The organism is Variovorax sp. P1_H12_2 (assembly GCF_056405335.1).
Genome location: NZ_JBFUCI010000254.1, coordinates 1 through 9,260 on the forward strand (window position 1 = coordinate 1; position 9,260 = coordinate 9,260).

Annotated in this window: 9 protein-coding genes; 7 read left to right on the forward strand and 2 right to left on the reverse strand. The window is 65.7% G+C overall.

Translation table 11 applies throughout. The features are described 5' to 3' along the window. The first annotated feature begins 176 nt into the window (after window positions 1-176). From carA to AC1D2K_RS22400, 5 genes are all read left to right on the forward strand, one after another. Entirely contained in the window at window positions 177-1,361 is a 1,185-nt protein-coding gene (gene carA, locus AC1D2K_RS22380) for a glutamine-hydrolyzing carbamoyl-phosphate synthase small subunit (RefSeq protein WP_478091079.1), read from the forward strand. After that, window positions 1,354-4,581 carry a carbamoyl-phosphate synthase large subunit gene (gene carB, locus AC1D2K_RS22385; protein WP_478091081.1) on the forward strand — a complete coding sequence of 1,076 codons (3,228 nt, stop codon included), beginning with the start codon at window positions 1,354-1,356 and terminating at the stop codon, window positions 4,579-4,581. Before carA ends, carB begins: the two co-directional genes overlap by 8 nt. A gap of 9 nt (window positions 4,582-4,590) precedes the next feature. Beyond that, on the forward strand, window positions 4,591-5,460 hold the full coding sequence (locus tag AC1D2K_RS22390; protein WP_478091082.1) for a Kdo hydroxylase family protein: 870 nt from the start codon (window positions 4,591-4,593) through the stop codon (window positions 5,458-5,460). Window positions 5,461-5,525: 65 nt separating this feature from the next. Continuing rightward, window positions 5,526-6,002, forward strand: coding sequence for a transcription elongation factor GreA (gene greA / locus AC1D2K_RS22395; protein WP_478091084.1), 477 nt, complete (start codon window positions 5,526-5,528; stop codon window positions 6,000-6,002). Between the two features lie 17 nt (window positions 6,003-6,019). After that, window positions 6,020-6,433, forward strand: a complete 414-nt coding sequence (locus AC1D2K_RS22400; protein ID WP_478091086.1) for a DUF4149 domain-containing protein — start codon at window positions 6,020-6,022, stop codon at window positions 6,431-6,433. On the opposite strand, the gene AC1D2K_RS22405 is transcribed toward AC1D2K_RS22400, so the two are convergent. Then, the gene (locus AC1D2K_RS22405) at window positions 6,434-7,198 is read right to left on the reverse strand and encodes a glycosyltransferase (protein WP_478091087.1); all 765 of its coding nucleotides are present in this window, start codon (window positions 7,196-7,198) and stop codon (window positions 6,434-6,436) included. 2 nt (window positions 7,199-7,200) lie between these two features. Beyond that, entirely contained in the window at window positions 7,201-7,680 is a 480-nt protein-coding gene (locus AC1D2K_RS22410) for a YhbY family RNA-binding protein (protein WP_478091088.1), read from the reverse strand. Between the two features lie 20 nt (window positions 7,681-7,700). Here AC1D2K_RS22410 and AC1D2K_RS22415 point away from each other — a divergent pair, with 20 nt between their 5' ends. Together AC1D2K_RS22415 and AC1D2K_RS22420 are read left to right on the forward strand one after the other, a co-directional pair. Continuing rightward, complete coding sequence (locus AC1D2K_RS22415; protein WP_478091089.1) at window positions 7,701-8,369, forward strand: RlmE family RNA methyltransferase; 669 nt, start codon at window positions 7,701-7,703, stop codon at window positions 8,367-8,369. 149 nt (window positions 8,370-8,518) lie between these two features. Next, window positions 8,519-9,260 (forward strand): ATP-dependent metallopeptidase FtsH/Yme1/Tma family protein (locus AC1D2K_RS22420; RefSeq protein WP_478091091.1); only part of this gene is annotated, 742 nt, incomplete at its 3' end.

Consider the following 9,260-nt stretch of genomic DNA (forward strand, 5'->3'; position numbering starts at 1 on the left):
GTATGCAAGTGCTGCCGGAGCCGATTCCTAAGCCGGTCCCAGGTATAATCAAGGGCTTTCCCGCTCAMACCCCGCCCTCAGCGCACGCAAGCCAACTCCTCGACGAAAGTCGCAGCCCACAGTCACGATTTGGACGACTTGGGTTCGCTTTGGGCGTCATCCATCCGGAGATCCCAGTGCTTTTGTCTCTCAAGGGAAAATTCCCGCCCGCCATCCTGGCGCTTGCAGACGGCACGGTCTTTCTCGGCAACTCGATCGGCGCCACCGGCGTCACGACCGGCGAAGTGGTGTTCAACACCGCCATGACCGGTTACCAGGAAATCCTGACCGACCCGAGCTATTGCCAGCAGATCGTGACCCTCACGTACCCGCATATCGGCAACTATGGCGTCAACGAGGAAGACATCGAGGCCGACAAGATCCATGCCGCCGGCCTGATCATCAAGGACCTGCCGCTGGTCGCGTCCAACTTCCGCCAGACTGCCACGCTGACGGAATACCTCGTGCGCGGCAACACGGTCGCCATTGCCGACATCGACACCCGCAAGCTCACCCGCCATCTGCGCACGAATGGCGCCCAGAACGGCTGCATCCTCGGCCTCGCCGAAGGTGAAGCCGTCAGCCAGGCGCTGATCGACAAGGCCGTGGCCGCCGCCAAGGCCGCGCCCAGCATGGCCGGCCTCGACCTCGCCCGCGTGGTGTCGGTCAAGGAAACCTACGAGTGGACCCAGACCGAGTGGAAGCTGGGTTCGGGCTACGGCGTCCAGATCACGCCCAAGTTCCACGTTGTCGCCTTCGACTACGGCGTCAAGAAGAACATTTTGCGCATGATCGCCCAGCGCGGCGCGCGCATCACGGTGGTGCCGGCGCAGACGCCGGCGGCCGACGTGCTCAAGCTGCGCCCGGACGGCATCTTCCTGGCCAACGGCCCGGGGGACCCGGAGCCCTGCGACTACGCGATCTCGGCGGTGAAGGAACTGATCGAGACCGGCATCCCGACCTTCGGCATCTGCCTGGGCCACCAGATCATGGCGCTGGCGTCCGGCGCCAAGACCTTCAAGATGAAGTTCGGCCACCACGGCGCCAACCATCCCGTGAAGGACCTGGACAACGGCCGCGTCAGCATCACGAGCCAGAACCACGGCTTCGCGGTCGACGAGAAGAGCCTGCCGGCCAACCTGCGCCCGACCCACATCAGCCTGTTCGACAACACGCTGCAGGGCCTGGCCCGCACCGATAAGCCCGCGTTCTGCTTCCAGGGCCACCCCGAGGCCTCGCCCGGCCCGCATGACATCGGCTACCTGTTCGACCGCTTCACGGCACTCATGCAAAGTCACAAAGAAGGACAGAAGAATGCCTAAGCGCACAGATCTGAAGAGCATCCTCATCATTGGCGCCGGCCCGATCATCATCGGCCAGGCCTGCGAGTTCGACTACTCCGGCGTGCAGGCCTGCAAGGCGCTGCGCGAGGAGGGCTACAAGGTCATCCTGATCAACAGCAACCCGGCGACGATCATGACCGACCCGGCCACGGCCGACGTCATCTACATCGAGCCGATCACCTGGCAGACGGTCGAGAAGATCATCGTCAAGGAGCGTCCCGACGCGATCCTGCCGACCATGGGCGGCCAGACCGCGCTGAATTGCGCCCTGGACCTCTGGCGCAACGGCGTGCTCGACAAGTACAAGGTCGAGCTGATCGGCGCCACGCCCGAGGCTATCGACAAGGCCGAGGACCGCCTGAAGTTCAAGGACGCGATGACCAAGATCGGCCTCGGCTCGGCGCGCTCGGGCATCGCCCATTCGCTCGACGAGGCCTGGGCCGTGCAGAAGACGGTCGGCTTCCCCGTCGTGATCCGCCCGAGCTTCACGCTCGGCGGCACCGGCGGCGGCATCGCCTACAACCCGGAAGAGTTCGAGACCATCTGCAAGCGCGGCCTGGAAGCCTCGCCGACCAACGAACTGCTGATCGAAGAGTCGCTGCTCGGCTGGAAAGAGTACGAGATGGAGGTCGTGCGCGACAAGGCCGACAACTGCATCATCGTCTGCTCGATCGAGAACCTCGACCCGATGGGCGTGCACACCGGCGACTCGATCACGGTGGCGCCCGCGCAGACCCTGTCCGACAAGGAATACCAGATCCTGCGCAACGCCTCGCTGGCCGTGCTGCGCGAGATCGGCGTCGACACGGGCGGCTCGAACGTCCAGTTCTCGATCAATCCGAAGGACGGCCGGATGGTCGTGATCGAGATGAACCCGCGCGTCTCGCGCTCCTCGGCGCTGGCCTCCAAGGCCACCGGCTTCCCGATCGCCAAGGTCGCGGCCAAGCTGGCGGTCGGCTACACGCTCGACGAACTGCGCAACGAGATCACGGGCGGCGCCACGCCCGCGAGCTTCGAGCCCAGCATCGACTACGTGGTCACCAAGATCCCGCGCTTCGCGTTCGAGAAATTCCCGCAGGCCGACTCGCGCCTGACGACGCAGATGAAGTCGGTCGGCGAGGTGATGGCCATGGGCCGTACCTTCCAGGAGTCGTTCCAGAAGGCCCTGCGCGGGCTCGAAGTCGGCGTCGACGGCCTCAACGAGAAGACGCAGGACCGCGAAGTGCTCGAGAAGGAACTCGGCGAGCCCGGTCCCGACCGCATCTGGTACGTCGGCGATGCCTTCGCGATGGGCCTGAGCGTCGACGAAGTCTTCGCGCTGACCAAGATCGATCCGTGGTTCCTGGTGCAGATCGAGGAGATCGTGAAGATCGAGCTCGAACTGGAAACCAAGTCGCTCGACGAGATCGACAAGGCCACGCTGCTGGCGCTGAAGAAGAAGGGCTTCTCCGACCGCCGCCTGGCGCGCCAGCTCAAGACCACCGACACCGCGATCCGCGAGAAGCGCCGCGCCCTGGGCGTGCGCCCGGTCTACAAGCGGGTCGATACCTGCGCGGCCGAATTCGCCACCAACACCGCCTACATGTACTCGACCTACGAGGACGAGTGCGAGGCCGCGCCGACCACCAACAAGAAGATCATGGTGCTCGGCGGCGGACCGAACCGCATCGGCCAGGGCATCGAGTTCGACTACTGCTGCGTGCATGCCGCGCTCGCGATGCGCGAGGACGGCTACGAGACCATCATGGTCAACTGCAACCCCGAGACCGTGTCGACCGACTACGACACCAGCGACCGCCTGTACTTCGAGCCGCTGACGCTCGAGGACGTGCTCGAGATCGTCGACAAGGAAAAGCCGACCGGCGTGATCGTGCAATACGGCGGCCAGACGCYGCTCAAGCTCGCGCTCGATCTCGAAGCCAACGGCGTGCCGATCATCGGCACCAGCCCCGACATGATCGACGCCGCCGAGGACCGCGAGCGCTTCCAGAAGCTGCTGCACGAGCTCGGCCTGCGCCAACCGCCGAACGCCACCGCGCGCACCGAGCCGGAGGCCCTCGAGAAGGCGGCCGCGCTGGGCTATCCGCTGGTGGTGCGCCCGAGCTACGTGCTCGGCGGCCGTGCGATGGAGATCGTCCACGAGCAGCGCGACCTCGAGCGCTACATGCGCGAGGCGGTCAAGGTCAGCAACGATTCGCCGGTGCTGCTGGACCGCTTCCTCAACGACGCGGTCGAATGCGATGTCGACTGCCTGCGCGATGCCGAGGGCACGACCCTGATCGGCGGCGTGATGGAGCACATCGAGCAGGCCGGCGTGCATTCGGGCGACTCGGCCTGTTCGCTGCCGCCCTACAGCCTGAAGGCCGAGACCGTGGCCGAACTCAAGCGCCAGAGCGCCGCGATGGCCAAGGCGCTGAACGTGGTCGGTCTCATGAACGTCCAGTTCGCGATCCAGGAGAAGGACGGCAAGGACGTGATCTACGTGCTCGAGGTCAACCCGCGCGCGTCGCGCACCGTGCCCTATGTGAGCAAGGCGACCGGCATCCAGCTGGCCAAGGTCGCGGCGCGCTGCATGGCCGGCCAGTCGCTGAAGTCGCAAGGTGTGACGAAGGAAGTCACGCCGCCGTACTTCAGCGTCAAGGAGGCCGTGTTCCCGTTCGTCAAGTTCCCGGGCGTGGACACCATCCTCGGCCCCGAGATGAAGTCCACCGGCGAGGTGATGGGCGTGGGCAAGACCTTCGGCGAAGCCTTCGTGAAGTCGCAGATCGGCGCCGGCACCATCCTGCCCAAGTCGGGCAAGGTGTTCATCTCGGTCAAGAACAACGACAAGGCGCGCGCGGTCGAGGTCGCGCGCGGGCTCGCGAAGCTGGGCTTCGTGCTGATCGCGACCAAGGGCACGGCCGCGGCGATCGGTGCCGCCGGCATCGCCTGCACGGTGGTCAACAAGGTCACCGAGGGTCGTCCGCACATCGTCGACATGATCAAGAACAACGAGATCGCGCTGGTCATCAACACGGTCGAGGAGCGCCGCAATGCGATCGCCGACTCGCGCCAGATCCGGACCTCGGCGCTGCTGGCCCGCGTGACCACCTTCACGACGATCTTTGGGGCGGAAGCGGCGGTCGAAGGCATGCAGCACATGGACGAGCTCGGTGTCATCTCCATCCAGGAAATGCACGAGCAACTGGCGAACGCCTGAGTGCCAGCCATGGAAACGCAGCTCGTCGAACTCGACCTGGGTGACTGGAGCGCCGCCACGGCCAACGAGGCGTGGATCGCGGCGCTCGAGGCCGGCAAGGTGTTGTACTTCCCGCGGCTGGGTTTCGACCTGCTGGCCGAGGAGCAGGCCTTGTTGACGCCCACGGTGCTGTCGCCCGACGTTCGCAACATCAGCCTCGATGCCAATGGGCGCATCAAGGGCGTGGCGGGCGACGAGGCCCGGCAGCGCGCGGTGGCGGAGATGGTCGGGCGCTTCCGCACCCAGGCGCAGCAGCTGGTCCACGGGCTGCTGCCTCATTACGTGCCGGCGCTGCGGCTGGCGCCGACCAGCTACCGGCCGGCGCAGGTCGAGACGCGGGTCCAGTCATGGCGYGCCGACGATCGCCGACTGCATGTCGACTCCTTTCCATCTCGGCCCAACTACGGCGAGCGCATCCTGCGCGTGTTCACCAACGTGAATCCGCAGGGCGCTCCGCGTGTCTGGCGGGTCGGCGAGCCCTTCGAAACGGTCGCCAAGCGCTTCCTGCCGCGCGCCAAGCCCTACTCGCGCTGGCAGGCCAGGATGCTTCGCACGCTGCGCGTGACCAAGTCGCTGCGCAGCGAATACGACCACCTGATGCTGCAGTTGCACGACAGCATGAAGTCCGACCTGGACTACCAGGAAAACAGCGTGCAGCAGACCGTGCCGTTTCCGGCCGGATCGGTGTGGGTCTGCTTCTCGGACCAGACCCCGCACGCGGTGATGTCGGGCCAGTACATGCTCGAGCAGACCCTTCATCTGCCCGCTGCGAGGCAATACAATCCCGATTCGAGCCCGCTCGCGATCCTGAGCCGGCTGACCGGACGCACGCTCGTCTGAACTTTTTTTCTCCCTTCGACCGCCGAACGGCAGCGTTCGGCGGTTTCGCTTTCTGGAGCAACGAAATGCCAACCATCCCCATCACCAAGCGCGGCGCTGAGAAGTTGCGCGAAGAACTTCAACGGCTCAAGACGGTGGACCGCCCGTGGGTCATCAACTCGATCGCCGAGGCGCGCGCCCAGGGCGACCTCAGCGAGAACGCCGAGTACGAGGCGGCCAAGGACCGCCAGGGCTTCATCGAAGGCCGCATCCAGGACATCGAAGGCAAGCTGTCGGCGGCCCAGATCATCGATCCGACCGGGCTCGACGCCGGCGGCAGGGTGGTGTTCGGCTCGACCGTCGAGCTCGAGGACGAGAAGACCGGCGAGGCCGTCAAGTACCAGATCGTCGGCGAGGACGAAGCCGACCTCAAGCTGGGCCTCGTCAACGTCTCCAGCCCCATCGCGCGCGCGCTGATCGGCAAGGAAGAGGGCGACACGGCCGAGGTGCAGGCGCCCGGCGGCGTGAAGCGCTACGAGATCGTCGGCGTCAGCTACCTCTGAGCGGGCCTGCGCGACGCATGAAGGACCGCATCGCCCTGCTCGTCGCCGCTTTCTGGTGGGGCAGCCTCTCGACCATCGGCTTTCTGGTGGTGCCGATGCTGTTCGCGCGGCTCGGCAATCCGGCCGTGGCGGGCAACTTTGCCGGCCAGCTGTTCGCGGCCCAGACCTGGGTCGCGCTGGCCTGCGGGCTGGTGCTGCTGGTGCATTTCCGCGCGCAGGCCGGCGAGCGCATCGAAGGGCCGGCGCGCACCGCGATCGGGCTCGTCATCACCGCGCTGCTGCTGGCACTGCTGCAACAGTACGCGGTCGCGCCCCACATCCTGGCGCGCGAGAACCTCAAGCTCTGGCACTCGCTGGGCAGCGCGATGTACCTGGGCCAGTGGCTCTGCGCCGGCGCCCTGCTGTGGCGCCTGGGCCGCCGATCGGCCTGATCAGGCCTTCCAGAAGCTGGTGATCCAGCGCGCCGGCCGGATGAACCGGAAGCGCCGGTTGCGCCGTCCGGCCAGGGCGTCGGGCGGATTGCATTCCCCGTGAAAGACCATGATCCTTGCGCCTTCCGGCACGAAGGGTTCACGCCAGTAGTTGGTCGGCCAGGTCGGGATCCCGTGGTACTTGAAGCTCGGGCACCAGGCCTCGGGCCAGTAGGCGAGCTTGCCGTTGCGATGCATGAAATCCGACAGGTAGGCCTGCTCGTTGCGGTGTTCGGCCTGCACCGCGTCCATGTTCTGGCGAAAGTGCGCCAGAACGTCGGGATGCGCGCCGATCTCGAAGCGGTACACCGAGGAATTCCCGGTGATGCGCCGGCGCCGCCAGGGGCGCTCGTAGTCGTGGATGATGAGGAATTCGCCCGGCTGCTCGAAGAAGGCGTCCAGGCTGCCGACCACCACCACGTCGAGGTCGACGAACAGCGCGGTGCCGCGCAGTCCGTACAGGTCGGCCTCGAAGGTGGTCAGCTTCTTCCAGGCCCGGTCCGGCTGGCCCGGCGCCAGTTCCAGGTCCAGCGGCGGGATCGGGAAGCACTGGACCTCGCTGCGGATGCCGTGGGGGTCATCGGTCAGGCAGACGAAGCTGAAGTCGCCCTTCAGATGGCGCCGCACCATCGCGTAGAGGCGGTTGACGTAGTCGGGCCCGTACTTGGTGCCCCATTTCATGCACAGGATGTGCCGCCGCGGCTGGCTCGCTGTCTCGCTCGGCATCCTCAGTCTGCCTGGTTCCGCTTCTTGGCCGAGAGCGGCCGCTTGGCCTTGGCGCGCTTGATGGTGCCCCCGGGCGTGAGCCGCTGGTTGCCGAGCACGCGCAGGGTCTTGATCTCGGGCCGCTGGCCGGCGCGCTTGCTGTACTTGATGACCTTGACGTCGCGCGGGCCGGGCATCCGGTCCTCGTCGATCGCGCGCTCCTTCTCGGGAATCGGCCGCCAGAGCACCAGCAGCTTGCCGATGTGCTGGATCGGCGCAGCGTCGAGTTCGTCGGCCAGGGTCTGGAGCATCGCTTCTCGCGCGGCGCGATCGTCGGAGAAGACGCGCACCTTGATCAGGCCGTGGGCCTTGAGGGCGGCGTCGGCCTCCTTCTTGACGGCCGGTGTCAGCCCGTCGCCGCCGATCATCACGATCGGGTCCAGATGGTGCGCTTCGGAGCGGTGCACCTTGCGCTGCGCAGGGGTAAGTTGTATGGCGGGCATCCCCGTATTATCGAGTGTCAATGAATCCAAAACCAAAAGCCAAGAAGCTCAACAAGGCGTGGCTGCACGATCACCTCAACGATCCCTACGTCAAACTGGCCAATCGGGAGGGTTACCGCGCCCGGGCCGCCTACAAACTCAAGGAGATCGACGAGACGCTGGGACTGATCCGTCCGGGCCACCTGGTGGTCGACCTGGGCTCCACGCCCGGCGCCTGGAGCCAGTACGTGCGGCGGCGGATGTCGCCCACCGGGGCGGCTTCGGGCGAGCTGGCCGGCACCATCATCGCGCTCGACATCCTGCCGATGGAGCCGATCGAGGGGGTCACCTTCCTGCAGGGCGACTTCCGCGAGGCCGAGGTGCTGGAGCGGCTCGCCGCCGTCCTGGGCGGCCGGCTGGCCGACGTCGTGGTCTCGGACATGGCGCCCAACCTGTCGGGAATCGCCTCGGCGGACACGGCGCGCATTGCCCACCTGATCGAGCTGGCGATCGACTTCGCCCGCCACTACATGAAACCCGAGGGGGCACTGGTCGCGAAGCTGTTTCATGGCAGCGGCTACGCGGAGCTCACTCGGCTCTTCAAGGACAATTTCCGCACCGTGAAGCCCATCAAACCCAAGGCTTCGCGCGACAAATCGTCAGAGACCTTCATGGTCGGCATCGGCCTCAAGAGTCTGGATACCAATTGATACGTGTCAAAAACCGCTCCCGCGCCATGGCTGCTCTAGGGGGATTCACGGGTTTTCGCAGGTTGAAAAGCCTAAAATAGGCACCAATTGCCGCCCACAGTGCGCTTTTTGATTCTTATTTTTTTGCGCGCCCCCGACTGGAGCTTCGTTTGAACAATCAGTGGTTTTCCAAAGTTGCCGTTTGGCTCGTCATCGCGATGGTGTTGTTCACTGTGTTCAAGCAGTTCGACACCCGCGGCGTGGCCGGAGCCGGCAACATCGGCTACAGCGACTTCCTCGAGGAAGTTCGCGGCAACCGCATCAAGAGCGCGACGATCCAGGAAGGTCAGGGTGGCAGCGAGATCGTCGCGATCACCAATGACGACCGGAAGATTCGCACCACCGCCACCTACCTCGACCGCGGCCTGGTTGGCGACCTGATCGCCAACAACGTCAAGTTCGACGTCAAGCCGCGTGAAGAGGGCTCGCTCCTCATGACGCTGCTGGTCAGCTGGGGCCCGATGCTGCTGCTGATCGGCGTCTGGGTCTATTTCATGCGCCAGATGCAGGGCGGCGGCAAGGGCGGCGCCTTCAGCTTCGGCAAGAGCAAGGCCCGGATGCTTGACGAGAACAGCAACCAGGTCACCTTCGCCGACGTCGCGGGCTGCGACGAGGCCAAGGAAGAAGTCAAGGAGGTGGTCGACTTCCTCAAGGACCCGGCCAAGTTCCAGAAACTCGGTGGCCGCATTCCGCGCGGCCTGCTGCTGGTCGGCCCCCCGGGCACCGGCAAGACCCTGCTGGCCAAGAGCATCGCGGGCGAGGCCAAGGTGCCGTTCTTCTCGATCTCGGGCTCCGATTTCGTCGAGATGTTCGTCGGCGTGGGCGCGGCCCGCGTGCGCGACATGTTCGAGA

What these genes read in the sequence shown, in the direction of transcription:
- AC1D2K_RS22400 (WP_478091086.1), top strand. Translation starts at nt 6,020, where the DNA reads ATGAAGGACCGCATCGCCCTGCTCGTCGCCGCTTTCTGGTGGGGCAGC.
- AC1D2K_RS22410 (WP_478091088.1), bottom strand. Translation starts at nt 7,680, where the DNA reads ATGCCCGCCATACAACTTACCCCTGCGCAGCGCAAGGTGCACCGCTCC.
- AC1D2K_RS22405 (WP_478091087.1), bottom strand. Translation starts at nt 7,198, where the DNA reads ATGCCGAGCGAGACAGCGAGCCAGCCGCGGCGGCACATCCTGTGCATG.
- AC1D2K_RS22415 (WP_478091089.1), top strand. Translation starts at nt 7,701, where the DNA reads ATGAATCCAAAACCAAAAGCCAAGAAGCTCAACAAGGCGTGGCTGCAC.
- greA (WP_478091084.1), top strand. Translation starts at nt 5,526, where the DNA reads ATGCCAACCATCCCCATCACCAAGCGCGGCGCTGAGAAGTTGCGCGAA.